15 protein-coding genes and 1 pseudogene are annotated in these 15530 nt (G+C 64.9%); 5 read left to right on the forward strand and 11 right to left on the reverse strand.

Features of this window, described 5'->3' with window-relative positions; genetic code table 11:
- Positions 1-53: 53 nt before the first annotated feature.
- The gene (locus ACZK2G_RS14075; RefSeq protein WP_478473639.1) at positions 54-1490 is read left to right on the forward strand and encodes a serine hydrolase; all 1437 of its coding nucleotides are present in this window, start codon (positions 54-56) and stop codon (positions 1488-1490) included.
- Positions 1491-1513: 23 nt separating this feature from the next.
- Here ACZK2G_RS14075 and ACZK2G_RS14080 read toward each other — a convergent pair whose 3' ends face one another.
- Positions 1514-2428, reverse strand: coding sequence for an IS110 family transposase (locus ACZK2G_RS14080; protein ID WP_478473386.1), 915 nt, complete (start codon positions 2426-2428; stop codon positions 1514-1516).
- Between the two features lie 392 nt (positions 2429-2820).
- On the opposite strand from ACZK2G_RS14080, the gene ACZK2G_RS14085 reads away from it, so the two are divergent.
- Positions 2821-4932, forward strand: a complete 2112-nt coding sequence (locus ACZK2G_RS14085; protein ID WP_478473640.1) for a TonB-dependent receptor family protein — start codon at positions 2821-2823, stop codon at positions 4930-4932.
- A 46-nt stretch (positions 4933-4978) separates the two neighbouring features.
- Here ACZK2G_RS14085 and ACZK2G_RS14090 read toward each other — a convergent pair whose 3' ends face one another.
- The 6 genes and pseudogenes from ACZK2G_RS14090 to ACZK2G_RS14115 form a co-directional block, all read right to left on the reverse strand.
- A complete protein-coding gene (locus tag ACZK2G_RS14090; protein WP_136638238.1) occupies positions 4979-5497 on the reverse strand; it encodes a hypothetical protein in 519 nt (172 codons plus the stop codon).
- A gap of 13 nt (positions 5498-5510) precedes the next feature.
- Positions 5511-6380, reverse strand: coding sequence for a hypothetical protein (locus ACZK2G_RS14095; protein WP_136638239.1), 870 nt, complete (start codon positions 6378-6380; stop codon positions 5511-5513).
- The gene (locus ACZK2G_RS14100; RefSeq protein ID WP_136638240.1) at positions 6380-7225 is read right to left on the reverse strand and encodes an energy transducer TonB; all 846 of its coding nucleotides are present in this window, start codon (positions 7223-7225) and stop codon (positions 6380-6382) included. Before ACZK2G_RS14100 ends, ACZK2G_RS14095 begins: the two co-directional genes overlap by 1 nt.
- A gap of 52 nt (positions 7226-7277) precedes the next feature.
- Positions 7278-7543, reverse strand: a pseudogene (locus ACZK2G_RS14105) (hypothetical protein); the annotation flags it as partial.
- Positions 7544-7674: 131 nt separating this feature from the next.
- On the reverse strand, positions 7675-8058 hold the full coding sequence (locus ACZK2G_RS14110; protein ID WP_478473643.1) for a nuclear transport factor 2 family protein: 384 nt from the start codon (positions 8056-8058) through the stop codon (positions 7675-7677).
- 52 nt (positions 8059-8110) lie between these two features.
- Positions 8111-8686: a TetR/AcrR family transcriptional regulator gene (locus tag ACZK2G_RS14115; protein WP_088026467.1), complete on the reverse strand. Its 576-nt coding sequence runs from the start codon at positions 8684-8686 to the stop codon at positions 8111-8113.
- A 69-nt stretch (positions 8687-8755) separates the two neighbouring features.
- On the opposite strand from ACZK2G_RS14115, the gene ACZK2G_RS14120 reads away from it, so the two are divergent.
- Positions 8756-9301: a thioesterase family protein gene (locus tag ACZK2G_RS14120; RefSeq protein ID WP_046986807.1), complete on the forward strand. Its 546-nt coding sequence runs from the start codon at positions 8756-8758 to the stop codon at positions 9299-9301.
- Positions 9302-9307: 6 nt separating this feature from the next.
- On the opposite strand, the gene ACZK2G_RS14125 is transcribed toward ACZK2G_RS14120, so the two are convergent.
- Positions 9308-10441 carry an agmatine deiminase family protein gene (locus tag ACZK2G_RS14125; protein ID WP_478473644.1) on the reverse strand — a complete coding sequence of 378 codons (1134 nt, stop codon included), beginning with the start codon at positions 10439-10441 and terminating at the stop codon, positions 9308-9310.
- A gap of 105 nt (positions 10442-10546) precedes the next feature.
- Between ACZK2G_RS14125 and ACZK2G_RS14130 the strand changes: the two genes are divergently transcribed.
- Positions 10547-11407, forward strand: a complete 861-nt coding sequence (locus ACZK2G_RS14130) for a LysR family transcriptional regulator (RefSeq protein WP_478473645.1) — start codon at positions 10547-10549, stop codon at positions 11405-11407.
- A 576-nt stretch (positions 11408-11983) separates the two neighbouring features.
- Here the strand turns inward: ACZK2G_RS14130 and ACZK2G_RS14135 are convergent.
- From ACZK2G_RS14135 to ACZK2G_RS14145, 3 genes are all read right to left on the reverse strand, one after another.
- Positions 11984-12502 (reverse strand): hypothetical protein, encoded by a 519-nt coding sequence (locus tag ACZK2G_RS14135; protein WP_478473646.1) that lies wholly within the window; start codon positions 12500-12502, stop codon positions 11984-11986.
- 80 nt (positions 12503-12582) lie between these two features.
- Positions 12583-13386 (reverse strand): SGNH/GDSL hydrolase family protein, encoded by an 804-nt coding sequence (locus tag ACZK2G_RS14140; protein WP_478473648.1) that lies wholly within the window; start codon positions 13384-13386, stop codon positions 12583-12585.
- A 49-nt stretch (positions 13387-13435) separates the two neighbouring features.
- Positions 13436-14401 carry a DUF2268 domain-containing putative Zn-dependent protease gene (locus tag ACZK2G_RS14145; protein ID WP_046986802.1) on the reverse strand — a complete coding sequence of 322 codons (966 nt, stop codon included), beginning with the start codon at positions 14399-14401 and terminating at the stop codon, positions 13436-13438.
- A gap of 138 nt (positions 14402-14539) precedes the next feature.
- Here ACZK2G_RS14145 and ACZK2G_RS14150 point away from each other — a divergent pair, with 138 nt between their 5' ends.
- The gene (locus ACZK2G_RS14150; RefSeq protein WP_046986801.1) at positions 14540-15523 is read left to right on the forward strand and encodes a hypothetical protein; all 984 of its coding nucleotides are present in this window, start codon (positions 14540-14542) and stop codon (positions 15521-15523) included.
- Positions 15524-15530 lie beyond the last annotated feature (7 nt).

The following is a 15530-nucleotide window of genomic DNA, read 5'->3' on the forward strand; positions in this document are numbered from 1 at the left end:
CCCGGCCTTCCGCCGTGACCAACATGCGCCATCACCGCTGACGGATCACCGCGATGTACCGCACCCTTGCAGCTGCATTGCTCTGTGCCCTGGCCATCGCCCTGCCCGCCTCGGCACGTGACGTCCCCACCGCTCTCTCTACTCAGCTCGACGCCCAACTTCAGAGCAACCGCGGGCGCTACGGTATCGCCGGCCAGGCAGTGCTGGTCGCACACAACGGCAAGGTGCTTTACCAAGGCGCCAGCGGCGAACGCGATCCCGCTGCCCATGCACCCGCCACCGTCGATACCATCTTCGCCGCGCAGTCGATGGCCAAGCTGCTGACCAGCACGCTGGTGATGCAGCTGGTCGACCAGGGCAAGGTGGATCTGGACGCACCGGCCAGCCGCTACGTGCCTGACCTACCCGCAGCCTGGCAGGCGATCCACGTGCGCGATTTCCTCAACCATAGCTCCGGCATCGCCGAGTACTACGACCGGGTGGACAACCGCTGGGTGAGCAAGGGCTACACCGGTGTGGCGCCCGATCTTGCCGCTGCATTGAAAGTCGCCGCTGCAGCGCCGATGCAGTTCGCAACCGGCAGCCGCGTGCAGTACACGCAGGCCAACTACCTGGTGCTGACGGCGTTGCTGCAAGCGCACTATCGCAAGCCCTACCCGGCCATCGCACGCGAACGCATCCTGCAGCCATTGAAGATGGCCAGCACCTCGTGGGGCGTAGCCAGCGTGCCGGCGCAACGCGCGGCGGTGCCGTACATCGGCAAAGACGGCGCATTGCAGCCAGCAAACGAAGTCCCTTGGCCGGACTACGGTTGGGGCCACGCCGACCTGCAGACCACCGTGGGCGACATGAACCGTTTCCTGCAGGCGTTGGCGACCGGCAAGCTGGTACGCACGTCCACGCTGGAAAAACTCTGGCAACCGCAGAAACTGAGCGGCGGCGGCAGCAATTTCTTCTCCACCGGCTGGGACACCATCCGCAACGACGGCTACACCCAGGTCGGCCACGATGGCGGCACCCGCGTGCGTGCGCGGCTGGCCTACAAGGGCTCGCTGGCCAGCGGTTACTGGGTGTTCGTGTACCTGACCAACGGCAGCGCCCGCAATGTCTGGTCCAGCACGCTGGTGGAAAGCACCATGGCGGTCGCCGCGCCTGAGGAATTCCCGCATGCGCTGCTGTCCGAACGACTGATTGCATACGCACTGGATGACTCCGCCGATGCGACACTGCTGATGCGTGGCTGGCTGCGCGACAGCAATAAGGTTCCTGCCAGCGAACTGGAGCGTGCGATCAATGCCGATGGCTACGCCGTCCGCGAAAGTCTCGGTGCAGGCAATGCGTTGAAGGTGTTCGCTCTGAATACCGAGCTGCATCCGGATTCGGCCAACGCGTGGGACAGCCTGGCCGAATGCCACGCGGCACTGGGCGAGAAGGAAACGGCTGATCGGCTGTATGCAAAGGCCAAGGTGCTGGCGAAGCCCTCGCCATGAACCCTGCTGTAGCAACTGTCTTGTCAGGCGGAGGCCATCTGGGCCTCCGCATCCCTTTTGCGGGCGTTGAGGATCACCAGCATCTTGCGCATCACCGCGACCAAAGCCACCTTGCCCGGCTTGCCCTGCTTGACGAGGGATTCAAAAAATTCCTTGAGCCGAGGCTCATAGCGTTTGGCCGTCAGCGCCGCCATGTAGAGCGCTTCGCGTACAACGGCGCGGCCTCCGGTGATGCATCGTCGCCCTTTCCAGGTTCCGCTTTCGCGGTTCATGGGGGCAACCCCTACCAAGGCCGAGATGGCTTTCCCGCTGAGCTTGCCCAGCTCCGGGAGCTCGCAGGCCAGGGTTGCCATCAACACCGGGCCGGCACCTTTGAGCTTGGCAAAGTCACGCCATCCTTCCTGTTCGGCCAGCAGCGCTGCGATGGTGGCGTCGAGCTGCTTGATGCTTTTCTGGATCTCGCCCAGGTGCTGATTCAGCATGGAAATCAGGCTGGGTTCGCTGAACGCGCGCATGCGCTGATGCTCGCTCACCCGCATCTGGACCAGGTGGCGACGTCGCTGGCACAGCTCACCCAGGCGGCGCTGCCAAGCCGCTGGCGGTACGTAGCGGGTCAGTTTTAGGGCATCGGCCATGTGGGCCAGCACCATGGCATCAATACGATCGGTCTTGGCCTGCTTTCCCGTGGCTGAGGCAAAGCTGCGGCCACGGCCAGGATTGATTCGTACCATCGGCAGGCCTGCTTCATGCAGCGCATCCAGTGCCTTTTGCTCGTAGCCGCCACTGGCCTCGAGCACGACCTGCTTGGCTGGCCACTGCTGCAACCACCGGATCAGGCTATTCCAGCCACGTTTGCTGTTCTTGAACTGGCGAAAGGCCTGTTCATGGACGGCAACATCCAGATTCTCACCACTGACATCGATCCCGATCCCAAACATGAGATAACTCCGCTAGGCTGACAGGGCCGAGAGCTCCCCCCGCTTGCCCAGTCTTATCAGTGCGAGCGCCAACTCGATCAACTGTTCGGGCGGATCAGGGAGAAACCGGCGCGGAGATCCTTGCTACAGAGCGATCGAGAAGACCTAGAGCCGAACGGTCGCCCGCGCCGGGCTCTCGGCACCTAAGGTGCCAGAGTCGCAAGAGATAAGAGCCGAGCCCATGCTCGGCTGCTCTTCGTTGCAATCAAAGAAGACCCGCGCTGCGCGCGATAGCCGAGCATGGGCTCGGCTCTACATGGATGCTGCGAATGGCCCATACGCCGCCGATGGGTGACGTGGCGCCCCCGACCTGTTAACTTGCGCGCCACTTTCCTGGTTTACAGCATTCCCGCATGTCGCTCTCGTCGTACCGTCCCACCCCGTCGCTGTTGTTCCTGGCCGTTTCCCTTGGCCTTACCTCCACTGCCGCAGCCGCTCCGCAGGCCACCACTCTGGATGCCGTGCAGGTCACCGCTGCTGCCGATGCCAGCGCGCAGGCGAGCGAGGCGCTGAAGCGCGTACCCGGCGCCGGCAACGTCATCGACGTGGCAAAGGCCGACAGCCGCCTGTCCAGCAGCGCCGATGTGCTGGCCTACCAACCGGGCATCAGCGCGCAATCGCCGGGCAACGAAGGCACCAAGATCTCGATCCGTGGCTCGGGCATCAACCGGAGCCCGGGCGCGCACGCCTCAGGAATTGCGGTGTCGATCGACGGTCTGCCGCTGACCGGCCCGGGTGGTACGCCCTATGAGCTGCTGGAACCGCTGTGGCTGTCGCGCGTCGAAGTCCTGCGCGGCGCCAACGGCTTCGAGCGCGGCGCGCTGGCGCTGGGCGGTGCCATCGACTACGTCAGCCGCAGCGGGCGTGATTCGGCGGGCGTGCAACTGCACTACGAAGCCGGCAGCCGTGGCTACCAGAAGCGTGGCCTCAGCTGGGGCGGCGTCAGTGGCGGTGTCGATTACTTCCTGGCCTACACCGATACCGAATTCGACGGTTATCAGCGCCAGGCGCGCGGCGACGGCAAGGGCGCGATGGCCAACATCGGCTGGCAGATCACGCCCGATCTGCAGACGCGCTTCTTCGTGCGCTACCGCGAGACCAATCACGAAACGCCCGGTCGCCTGACCCGCGATCAGATCCGCAACGACCCACGTGCCGCGAATGCGGCCAACCTGGCCATCGATGCCCGTCGCCCGCAGCCCGGCAGCACGTGGGTGGGCAACGTCACCACGCTGCAGATCGATGAGGATTCTTCGCTGCAGGCGGGACTGGTCTATCACAAGTACCCGATGGACTTGAACGAGAGCCTGTACCGCCAGCAGCTGGACTACGCCAACCTCAACGCCACGCTGGACTACCGCCACCGGCACCGGCTGTTCGGCCTGGACAGCGAAACCACGGTCGGCCTGCGCGTCACCCATGACCTAGATGCCGATGTGCGCGAGTCGCTGCGTTTTGCCAGCAACGGCTATGCCGCCGGCACGCGCACGCGTGACTTCCGCCACCACGGCACCGACAGCACGCTGCACGTCGGCAATATCCTCACCTTCAATGACCGCCTGCGCATGCAGACCGGGCTGGCACTGATCAACACCCGTCGCGATGTGCAGGTGACCTGGCCGAGCAGCGGCGGCCGCCTGCGCGACCACGACTGGGACTATGCGCCACGACTGGGCTTCACCTGGCAGCACAGCGCCCAGACCCAGTGGTTCGGCAACCTAAGCCGCTCGGTGGAAGCACCGCACCCGTGGTCGATGATCTGGGGCTCGAACCAGTACTTCGGGCCGGGCAATGGCCCGTCCACCGGACGCCAGCGCACGCCGGTGCCGATGCAGAACCAGACCGCCACCACGCTGGAACTGGGCGCGCGCGGTGACGCGGCGCTGGGTCGCTGGGAACTGACCGGCTACTACGCGCACGTAAACCACGAACTGCTGAGCGTCGAACTGCAACCGGTGCCGAACCTGTTCATCGCCGAGAACAACGCCAGCCCCACCGTGCACCGCGGCATCGAAGCGGGGCTGGACAGCACGCTGTGGCAGGCTGCACCGGGCCGCGTGTCGCTGCGCCAGGCGTACACCTTCAGCGACTTCCGCTATCGCCACGATGCGCGTTTCGGCAGCAACCGCCTGCCAGGCCTGCCGCGCCACGCCTATCAGGCCGAGTTGCGCTTCGATCACGCATCCGGCCTGTACGCTGCACTCAATACCGAATACGCGTCGCGCATCGCGGTGGACTACGCCAACAGCTACTGGGCTGACAGCCATGTGATCTTCGGCAGCCGCATCGGCTACGACGCACCCGGCGGTCGCTGGCAGGCCTGGGCGGAGATGCGCAACATCGGCAACCGCCACTACGCCGCCACGGTCACGCCAGGCTACAACGATGCCGGCAAGGATATTGCCCGCTCGACGCCGGGCGAAGGCCGTGGCATCTACGCTGGTGTGCGTTTGCGCTTTGATTGATGACCGCAGGCGGCGCCGGGTGTGATCCAGCGCCGCCGTTTCAATGTCAGCTGATGCGCCACGCCGGCAGGCGCTCGCTGCGTTTCCAGATGGAAGGCGCGAAGCCGATCAGCACCATCGCCGCCAACCACTTCGGTGAGGTAGTGAGCAGTGTCGATGTGAGCGAGCCATCGACGGGGGCGGCCATTTCCTGCCACGGGTTGTAGCCCAGGTAGACGACGCTGCCAGCCCACCACAGCAACGCCACACCGACACCCACCAGCAACAGGGCCAGCGTGCGGCAGGTCCATCGTTGCGAGGTGGTGCCCCATTCGCGGGATACCGCCACCAGCAGGCCCACCACCAGCAGCGAAATCAGGGCCACCAGGCCGATATCGACCTTGGGCCCAATACGCTCATAAGTGCAGGCGCGGCATTGCGCCTCTTCCGCGGCAGTAGCGGCTTCGGCGGTATCGGCCTGCCCGGCTGCGGGCTGCGCCAGTGCTGCAAACGGCATCAGTACCGCCAGCAGCGTCGCCATGATCCAACGAAACAACGTCCTGTTCCTGCGTGCAGCGACATCCATGCGCTCTTCCTCGTCAGTGGTTGTACGTCCAGGGCCGCAGTATGCGGCCGTCCCATACGCCGCCCAGACCTCGTTCCGGGGGGGCGGCCATCCAGCGTTCTTGTTCGCGATGCAGTACAACAAGCTCCCGGTAGACGAAATCGCCGGAACACGAATCCCAGGCGACCGCGATCATAGCCCACTGCCCATCGACGCTGAAAACGGGCCGGGTCAGATAGGCGAAGTGGTCGTATTTCCGAGTCGGCCCATGCACCGTTGCCCTGCACCCCTGCTCCCGCAGCGCTCGAAGCTCCGCGCTGTCCGTCCACTGCGCACCGGCCAATGCGGCTGCAGGCACTGGCGTGGACCGGCGATTGGCAGGAACCAGGTCTGCCTGCAGCTGCAACCGCAGCGCATGGATGTCCGGCGGCCACCGGTCGTCCAGCGGCAGGACCAGATCGTCCACCTCCTGGCAGGCGGAGGCACTGCTGCCCGGCCAGCAATAGGGCAAGGTCTGCTCCATCACGTAGATGTCCTCCCCCACCGGGTCGGTCAACTGCGGCTGCTCCTGCGGTCCCCATCGATCGACGCGCGTGGACGGCGTCTGCGGTGTGGTGGGCACCTCGCTCAGCGACGATGGCAGAACCGTCGGCTGCGGCACCGGCGGGGGTGGAGGGAGGAAGGGCGGCCTCTGCCGGATCGCCAGCGCCATCGCCTCAGCCTGCATCTGCGCGGTTCCCAGGTTGACCGGCGGCGGACCGATTTCCTGCTGCCACCTCGGGCGCAGGCTGCAGATTCCGGCCATGAGAGCCAAAGCCGACAGCGCCGCCGCCAACGATGCAATGCGTCGCCAGGCGATCCGCTGTTGGCAATCACGGTCTGGCATGCACGAGGTGTCCGTCATCACGACTCCGGCAACGCGGGCCACAGGCCGTGTCCAAAGCTCATATGGCGGACAGGCTCCACTCGAACACGCTCCCATCCGTCCTTCCCGCGGTGCAGAAGGTAGAGGTCGCGCATACCCGTTCCTCCACTGCATAGATCCGAGGCGACCGATGCCATTGCCCAGTTCCCGTCCATGCTGAACACAGGACGCTGCAGATAGACGACGCCCAGATCCGGATTGCCCGGGCCACCCGTGCATCCCTCGACGCCGCGTGCGCGCCGTTGCTGAAGCTCGTCCCACGTCATCCGTTGCGCTCGCACATGCGCAAGCTCAAACGCGAGGTCGGGTACGCGTACAGCCCGGCGGTTCGCAACCTGCAGCATCGCCTCCAGATGCTGCTGAAGTTGAATGGACGCCGCACTGTCATCATCGCGCCACTCGACGACGTTGTGACGAACCTGGCAGACCGGGACGGGGTCTCCTTCACCGCAGGAAGGCGCAGTCCATTCCATCACTGCAAATGGCACGTCGGGTTCCCAGCCGGGCGGCTCGAAGTGTGCTGGCGCGACATCTGCCAGCGGCACCTCCGCGGTCGCGAACCCACTGTTGCCGGTCAGCATCGGGGAGGAGACTGCCTTCATTGGAATCGGTAGTCCCGGCGGCTTTCCTGGCGGTGTCGGTCGCAGGTCGATGAGCTCTGCCATCACCTCGGCCTGCATCCGTGCCGTTCCCAGGTTGATCGGAGGCGGGCTGACATCCTGCCGCCACTGCGGGCGCACGCTGGCCATCAGCGCTGCGCCAGCAGCCACGAACAGGACGACCGCTGTCGTCAGGATGCGCTTCCGTGCAATGCGTTGTCGCATCAAGCTCCTCGAAGAAATGAAGCAGGTTGGAATATCGGCCGGGACCGTGGCGCTACAGCGCTTGAATGACCTGCAGCAGGTGGGTCGCTTCTGGCGCCTGCGCCTGCGCAAGCCAACCCAGCACAGCACAGCAAAGAACAGCACCAGGCCGAGCAGCGGCCAGATCGTGTGCGTCACGCATACCCGCCACCATCCCTGCTCCTGCATGCCCCGCATGCGCCGGTACAGGCCACCGGCGATGGCGGCGTCCACCAGCAGCTCGGCCATCAGCACCGGCGCCGACCACACCACCCACATGCTCGCCAGCAGGACGGTGGATCATGGAACATGGAAGCTCAAGAACCTGATGCAGCATGCGGACATCCTTGCCGGGCACGCGTGGGCGGTGTTGCGCGGATTCTACCGCGGCCGGAGCCGCTGTCCAGACGACGGGCCGAGGCCATCGATCATCAGCTGCGGTCGATGATCCGCACGATGCGGCTGTCCTCAAAAGCAAACTCGCTGCGTCCCTTCAGAGACAGTTCCGAGCCCGCGCTGGGACCACCGGGAATGTCCTGCGCGAACACGCCACGCCAGCCGATGCTGGCCAGCGCCATGCCATCCTCGAAGGTCAACTCGAGCAACCGCTGTTCGCGCTCACGGAACAACGGCGCCGATTGCCGTGCCAGTTCGCCGAAGGCATCGATGCCTTCGGTGACCATCGTCAGCTGGCCACCGCTATGGTTTTCGAAGCGCACGTTGTGCGCCAGCACCGCCAGCATGGCGTCGATGTCGAAGCGGTTGTAGGCCTGCAGGTAGTGCTCGATCAGGTGGCGGCAGTGCGATTCGTCCATGGCGGCGTCCAGTCAGGGCCTGCGCCGAGTCTCCCGCGACCGTGCCGCCGGATCAAGGCGGCGCGGCGGCCTTCAGCAACTGCGCGGCCACTTGGTCGAACGGGCCGATGTCCTGCAGTGCGCGGCACATCGCCACCGCACCTTCCACGCTGGCAATCACCAGGCTGGCTAGGCCGGCCGCCGCTGCCGGGTTGTGACCTTCGGCGACGAACGCCGCCGCCAGATGGCCCTGCCAGCGCGCGAACACTTCGGCCGCAGCGGCACGCGGCTGGCTGGGCATGGCCTCCACCGGCTCCTCAACCGCAGCGGCCAGCACCGGGCAGCCAGCGCGGAAATCGGTGCGCAGCAGGCGCTCGCGCCACATCGCCAGGAACTGCTGCAGGCCCTGCACTGCGCCGCCCTTCAGCAGCTCCACCAGCAGCGCTTCCACCTTGTCGCCGGCCATATGGGTGGCACGCGCCAGAAGCTCCTGCTTGCCGCCGGGAAAGTGGTGGTAGGTGGAACCCAGCGGCGCTTCGGCCAGCTTGGTCACCTCACGGATGCTGGTGGCATTGAGGCCCACGCGCGCCAGCATCTGTGCCGCAGCATCAATCACGCGTTGAGGCGCATCAGAGGGGCGCGGGCTCACGGCAGGCTCCTTGCCAGGACAGTCGTCATAGATTAGCGTACCGGCGATTCTATAACAGTCGTCATAACCATGAATCTCTGGTTCCGCCTGCTCCACCTGCTGCTGTGCAGCCTGTTCCGGCCCAAGCTGGAGGCCCCGTTCGGGGTCTCGCGGCTGCAGTTCCGGGTACTGCCCAATGACCTGGACAGCAACCTGCACATGACCAACGGCCGCTACTGGAACATCTTCGACCTTGGCCGGCTGGATCTTATCCTGCGCATGGGCCTGGGCCGGGTGGCGCTGCGCGAGAAGTGGGCACCGATCGTCGGCGCGGGCACCATCCAGTTCCGCCGCGAGCTGAAGCCGTTCCAGCGCTTCACCCTGGAAACGCGGCTGGTGGGCTGGGTCGGTTCGCGCGGCATCATGGAGCAGCGCGTAATGATCGGGACCGAGCAGAAGATCGCCACCCGTGCGCTGCTGGTCACCGGCATCTACGACCGTCGCGCGCGGCAGTTCCTGGGCATGCCGAAGATGATGGAAGCAATCGGCGTGGTCGCCCCACCGTCGCCGCCGCTCAGTGCAGCCGCCGAAGCGCTGCTGGCGGCTGATGCCGCGTTGAAGCAGGACGATGCCTGAGGCGCGTCAGCCCACCTTCGGCATGTTCTTGGTCACACAGTGAATGCCACCACCGCCGCCAGCAATCGCGTCGATGTCCACCTGCTCGATCGCGCGGCCGGGATACATGCCTTCCAGTAGTTCACGGCAGAATCCATCGGCTGCGTCGTCACCGAACTGCGGCGCGACCACCGCGCCGTTGATCGGCAGGTAGTTGATATAGCCCATCGCCAGATCGGCGTTGTCGCGGGTATGCACGTTGTCGCGTCCGTCAAGCGGCGGCGGCAAGGTATGCACCTGCAGGCGACGGCCATCGGCATCGGTGGCCCTACGCAGGATCTGCAGGTGTTCGCGCGTCAAGTCGTAATCGTAGGACTCCGGATCGTTGTCCAGATTGGCGATCACCACGCCCGGGCGTACGAAGCGCGCATAGAAATCCACGTGCGCATCGGTGATGTCCTTGCCGGCGATACCGGGCAGCCAGATCACCTTGCGCACGCCCAGGCGATGTTTCAGCTCGGCCTCGATATCCGCGCGCGACCAGTCCGGATTGCGGTTGCGGTTGACCCAGCAGCTCTCGGTGAGGATCGCCGTGCCATGGCCGTCCACTTCGATACCACCGCCCTCGCCCACCAGATCGCTTTCCAGCAACGTCGCGCCGGTCACCTGCGTCAGCCACGGCGCCACCGCGCCATCGTTGCGCGCGCTCTGCTTGCCACCCCAACCGTTGAAGTTGAAGTCGACCAGGCCCAGCCCGCCCTGGCCATCGGTGACGAAGCACCCGCCGTAGTCGCGCACCCAGATGTCATCCAGCGGCACCTCGAGGAACTCGATGTTGTCGCGGCCACAGCGGTCCTGCGCCTGCTTCAACTGCGCCGGGCGGCACAGCACGCTGACCGGCTGGTGGCGTGCGATGGTGCGGGCCAGCCGCGCCACGGCGGCGTTCACCGCATCGGCCTGCGCGCCCCACACCCGCGGTTGTGCGGCGAAGGCCAGAAAGACGCGTTCCTGCGGCCCGTGTTCGTCCGGCATGCGCCAAGCCCCCGCACCTGGCCCCGCCGCGGATACGCGACCCGGCAGCCCGGCCAGGCCCAGCGCGGCCAGGCCACCAAGACCGGCGGCGCCCGCCAGCTGGGTGAGGAAGTGACGACGGTTGCTCATGACAGGCTCCAGGGCCGGTGTGGGATGGGCGCTATGCTGCGCTTGCCGTCACATAAGAACAAACGATAGATTCAGCCATCAATTGAACAGTTTTACTTACCTGAAATGCTCAAACACTGGCCACCGCTGAACGCCCTGCGGGGTTTCGAGGCTGCCGCCCGGCTCGGCAGCTTCCACCGTGCGGCCGAGGAACTGCACCTGACCCAGTCGGCCATCAGCCAGCAGATCCGGGGCCTGGAAGCGTCGCTGCAGCAGCCGTTGTTCTTCCGGCAGGGCCGCAGCGTCACCCTCACCGACGCCGGCATCGACCTGCTGGAAACCACTCAATCCCTGCTGCGGCAGCTGGCCAGCGGCATCCGCCGGCTCGATCAGTACCGCAAGCCCAATCAACTGATCGTCAACACCAGCCCGGCCTTTGCCCGGCATTGGCTGGTGCCGCGCCTGGCCAGCTTCCACCGCCTGCACCCCGACGCCGACCTGTGGTTGCTGACCAGCGAAGAAGCACCGGACATGACCACGCAGACGTTGGACGTGGCGGTACGCGATGACCTCGACTCACAGGCGCAGTGCCAGCATCGCGTGCTGCTGCAGGACCGCCTCTATCCGGCCTGCCATCCCAACCTGCTGGCCACGCCCGTGCACGAACGCCTCACCCTGCATGGCGAACGTGAGATGGACTGGAGCCAATGGCAGGTGCAGGGTGGCGCCGACGTGGGCCAGCGCCGCGAAGGCATGAACTTCTCCGAGCCCGGGCAACTGCTGGATGCTGCCTGCCAAGGGCTGGGCATCGCACTGGTCAGCGAACTGCTGAGCGCGCATGCGTGCGAACAAGGCCTACTGCAAGCCCTGGATGATGCACGCGTGCGCGGCCCACGCTGGAGTTGGCTGGTGCATGAGGACAGCGCGGCCGATTCGCTGGTGATCAGCTTCTGTGAGTGGCTGCTGGCGAACCTGCCGAATGACTAGCAGCATCGACCGGTTGCGCCACGTCATTTCCCTGGGCCAATCTTCGGCGATCCTTGCCTCATTGCCATTGCTATGAGTTTATGAATCCGTAGCACAGCTCGTTTGGCGCTGCGTCAAAAAAACAACACATAAGATGGCCTCGCTGGGCTCGTCGCTTTCAAGCACACAGAACTCCCCTGAAATGTCACCCGCTGCGCTTTCGTATGCAACGATTAGAGGAAACTCTTCGTACTGGCTCGCTAGCGGTGGCGCTGACAATTTTGCGCTCGGCGAAAAGTACACCAGCAACGCCTCGAATATCTCACTGATCACTGGGGCGGACAGATTGAACTTCATCATCAGTGTATCTGTGTCTCGATTTGACAGAGCGCTGACAAACTCATCCAACTGAGCGTATTGAGTCGCACTGACTTCTACTAACATTTCTCCCCATTGACCGTGCCACTGGCGCTGGCATGCCGTGCCGTGCCGTGCCGTGCCGTGCGGACACCCAAACACGCTGATTATCGAAGGCCAAGATATCGCGCACCTGACAGCTGGAGCAGGTCGCCCTCCCGATCCCATCAGCGTTGAAGGTTATTGCGATGTCACCACCGATCTCGCAACTGCAGAATTCAGCACCCGTTTCAATCTACGCGAGTGCGACTCGACTGCTCTCCAGTTCCAGCCATCTACGGCAGGAAGACCTACGCCGGCTCGCTCTCTACCAAGTGCTGCGCGCTCCGACAAAACGCAGATTCTTGCCGACATGCTGGCATCTGGAGATAGAGGCAAATGAACGTTGATCAGCCCCCATCCGCCTATGGTGAACCGGTGTTTTCCGCTATCCGGCCCCTTGATCAGTTCAACCTTCCGGACACTGACTTCTCCACACATATCAGGATATTGAACTGCAACGAAAACGGCTCCACCTTTTGCTTCGCGGAGCAACTTCGCATAGCTGCAGAGCTCTTCAGCGCTACTGAATCGTTGAAAATCCTCTCCAGGAGCCGAGTAAAATTCAGTGACAAGCGAAGGACTTCGCTCAAAAACTGCCCTTGCGACCGCTTCCACCACCGAGAGAGAAATCCCGCGCATCGCTTTTTCCAGTTTCAAGCACAAGTCAGTCATTCTTCCGCAGACAAGCCCCCCAGTCGCGAGGCAATCTCGTCAACGCCTGACGCATAAAGCCAGATCTATGGATCTCTGAACTTCTCATCATTCAGTGCAACGCTAATCGCCGCCTCGGCCAGCGGCGCCATCACCGCATAGCCCTTCGCCGTGGGATGCACGCCGTCGTCGGCCAACTGCGGATCCAGTCCACCAGCCCTATTGGCCATCGGCGTGTAGTAGTCCAGATAGACCAGCTGTTGTGCATCGGCATAACGCTTCAATGCCGTGTTCAATTCACGCACCTTGGGCGCAGGTGCCGTGCCCGGCAGCCACGGGTAGTCGCTGACCGGCAGCACTGATGCCAGCACCACGGCGATGCCGTGTGCACGGGCGAGGTCCACCATCGCGTACAGGTTGTCTTCGATCATCGCCTGCGTGGACGGGCCGGTGTTGCCGGCGATGTCGTTGGTGCCGGCCAGGATCACCACCACCTGTGGCTTCAGCGCCAGCACGTCCTGCGGGAAGCGCACCAGCATCTGCGCCGTGGTCTGGCCGCTGATGCCACGATTGAGCCAGCCCTTGCCGGGGAAGAAACCGGCACTGCCTTCCCTTCCCCAGCCTTCGGTGATGGAGTCGCCGAAGAACACCACGCGCGGCTGGCACGGCACTGCCGCAGGCAGTTGCGCGTTGGCATCACGATAGCGTTGCAGCTCCGGCCAATCGGCCAGGCGCTGCTGCATGAAGCGCACTTCGTCGGGACGAAGCTGGTCAATGGGCGTCCGCAGCAGCGGATTGACTGCGACGGCTTCAGCGGCACCCAGCGGAGAAGCCAACGCGAGGCCCAGCATCACGACGGTGGCAGTGGCAATCCCAACAGGTCCACGCATGCGGTTTCTCCTGAAACGGTCTCCAGCAGTCTAACGCCCTGCCCCGCGCTCAGCGTGCAGCCGTGCGCGCCGCGACACCGGTCACCTTCGCCGGCATCCACATGCCCGGCGTCCAGCCGCTGGCGGCCAGGATCGCCTTCGGGTTGTCCTGCTGGATCAGCGCACGCACCGCATCACGCTTGTCCTTGGCCTGGAGGTAATAGGCCTTGGCGATGCGGTACCCCACCCAGTAACCCAGGTCATAGGGCTCCTGCGAGCCCGGCTTGTAGTTGTACAGCCACGGCGACAGGTCGGTGCTGTCCAGATCCAGTGCGAATGCACTTTCGATATGCACTTCCCGGCCGCGCGTCCACGCCGCGTGGCGCCCATTGCCGACGTTGCCGGAAATCAGTTCGGTGATGAACTCGGCGATGCCTTCGCCCAGCGACACGCGCAGCACGGTCGCGCGCGGATCTCCCGGCTCGAAGTCGCTCAGGCCGGTCTGCTGGATGTGCACGTACTCGTGTGCGATCACGTGCACGAAGCGGTCCTGCACACTGGGATTCATGAAGTCGGCCGCGCACAGCGCTTCCAGGCCGATGATCACCCCACTCTTCGAGGTCAGCCCCACAGGCCGGCCACGGCCCACTGCGATGGTCACCGGCGGGAACCGGGTCTGCGGATAGATCGCCTGCAGGTTGGCGAACACCTGTACGAGGCGCTGCTTGACCGCCGGCAGCTCGGCCAGGCAGTTTCGCCCCTGCGCATACAGCTCGGGCTGGCTGGCGATGGACTCGGCCATCCGTTCGGGAGTTACCCGGCGCGCCTTGGCCAGCTCCGCCAGGCCCGTCGAACCTTCGGCCATGTATCCACGCAGCTGCGCAACACTGGGTTTACCGCCAGCACCATCGTAAAGCGCATAGAAACGACTGACATCCTCGGTGAGGATCTGCGGCCCCGCCGGAGCTGCCGCCGTGGCCACGCCCGTCGCCCCGGCACAGGCCAGGGCCAACAGGCCGCGCAGGATCATGGACATCGCTCCGTCCTTGGTGGAGTGCATGCGAAGCGCGCAATCTATCACTCCGCACGGCCAACCGCAGCAGGCGGATGCGGGCACCCCGGCGCTGTGCCAGACTCGCTTCGGCACCTGCCACGGAAGATGGAGCACCGCACGATGATGATCGTTCCCGCGTACTGGGCCGAAGCCCGCCTGCAGGCCCGTTTCCGCGGCCGGCCGGTGGTCGTGCGTCGCTTCGGCTGGTCCGACGAAAGCCCTGCCGAGGCCCAGGGACACGCCGACCGCCGTGCCAACGAAGCACTCAACGCCATTCTTGCCGGGCAGGCGCTCCCGCGCCGCGAAGTGCGCAGCAATTACGGCGTGGAAGGGGTACCGATCCGCGAGCAGATCGTGCAGCGCGACAGCGATGTCATCATCACCCGCAACAGCTATGGCGCGCTGTGCCTGAACACCCCGGACGTGCTGTTCGCCGACATCGACCATGCGCAACCACCGGCAGGTTGCGTGATGCCCGCCCTCATCGCCGCAGCGCTGCTGTTCGCCGGTGCCATCATCGGCACCCTGCTCTGGCACTGGCTGGTGGGACTGGTACTGGGTGTGGCGGCCGTGGTGCTGGTGAACGCCGCGATGCTGATGCAGCGCAAGCGGCGCCTGGCCGCCGCCGGTGGCGCCGAAGGTGTAGCCCTGCAGCGCGTCGCAGCCTTCATCGAACAGCATCCGGATTGGCATCTGCGCGCCTACCGCACGCCGGCCGGGCTGCGTGTGCTGGCGATGCATGCCTCGTTCTCGCCCGAGGACGAGCAGCTGCAGTCGTTATTCAAGGCACTGGGCACCGACACCCTGTACGCGCGCATGTGCCGGCTGCAGCATTGTTTCCGTGCGCGACTGACACCGAAGCCGTGGCGCGTCGGCCTGAAGTACCGCATCCGGCCACCGGTGGCCGCATGGTCAGCCGAACAGGCCAACAATCCGGATCGACTGGCCTGGATTGCCGAGTACGAAAAGAAGAGCGCCGGCTTCGCGGCCTGCGCTTATCTACGCAGTTTCGGCGATACGACCCGGGTGCATGCCAAGGCCGAGCACGTGCGCGATCTGCATGACCGGCTGTCGCACGCGCAGGATCGTCTACCGCTGGCGTGAGCGTGGC

The sequence above is a fragment of the Stenotrophomonas sp. 107298_Sma genome, from assembly GCF_056480345.1.

What these genes read in the sequence shown, in the direction of transcription:
- ACZK2G_RS14075 (WP_478473639.1), top strand. Translation starts at nt 54, where the DNA reads ATGTACCGCACCCTTGCAGCTGCATTGCTCTGTGCCCTGGCCATCGCC.
- ACZK2G_RS14080 (WP_478473386.1), bottom strand. Translation starts at nt 2,428, where the DNA reads ATGTTTGGGATCGGGATCGATGTCAGTGGTGAGAATCTGGATGTTGCC.
- ACZK2G_RS14085 (WP_478473640.1), top strand. Translation starts at nt 2,821, where the DNA reads ATGTCGCTCTCGTCGTACCGTCCCACCCCGTCGCTGTTGTTCCTGGCC.
- ACZK2G_RS14090 (WP_136638238.1), bottom strand. Translation starts at nt 5,497, where the DNA reads ATGGATGTCGCTGCACGCAGGAACAGGACGTTGTTTCGTTGGATCATG.
- ACZK2G_RS14095 (WP_136638239.1), bottom strand. Translation starts at nt 6,380, where the DNA reads ATGACGGACACCTCGTGCATGCCAGACCGTGATTGCCAACAGCGGATC.
- ACZK2G_RS14100 (WP_136638240.1), bottom strand. Translation starts at nt 7,225, where the DNA reads ATGCGACAACGCATTGCACGGAAGCGCATCCTGACGACAGCGGTCGTC.
- ACZK2G_RS14110 (WP_478473643.1), bottom strand. Translation starts at nt 8,058, where the DNA reads ATGGACGAATCGCACTGCCGCCACCTGATCGAGCACTACCTGCAGGCC.
- ACZK2G_RS14120 (WP_046986807.1), top strand. Translation starts at nt 8,756, where the DNA reads ATGAATCTCTGGTTCCGCCTGCTCCACCTGCTGCTGTGCAGCCTGTTC.
- ACZK2G_RS14125 (WP_478473644.1), bottom strand. Translation starts at nt 10,441, where the DNA reads ATGAGCAACCGTCGTCACTTCCTCACCCAGCTGGCGGGCGCCGCCGGT.
- ACZK2G_RS14130 (WP_478473645.1), top strand. Translation starts at nt 10,547, where the DNA reads ATGCTCAAACACTGGCCACCGCTGAACGCCCTGCGGGGTTTCGAGGCT.
- ACZK2G_RS14140 (WP_478473648.1), bottom strand. Translation starts at nt 13,386, where the DNA reads ATGCGTGGACCTGTTGGGATTGCCACTGCCACCGTCGTGATGCTGGGC.
- ACZK2G_RS14145 (WP_046986802.1), bottom strand. Translation starts at nt 14,401, where the DNA reads ATGTCCATGATCCTGCGCGGCCTGTTGGCCCTGGCCTGTGCCGGGGCG.
- ACZK2G_RS14150 (WP_046986801.1), top strand. Translation starts at nt 14,540, where the DNA reads ATGATGATCGTTCCCGCGTACTGGGCCGAAGCCCGCCTGCAGGCCCGT.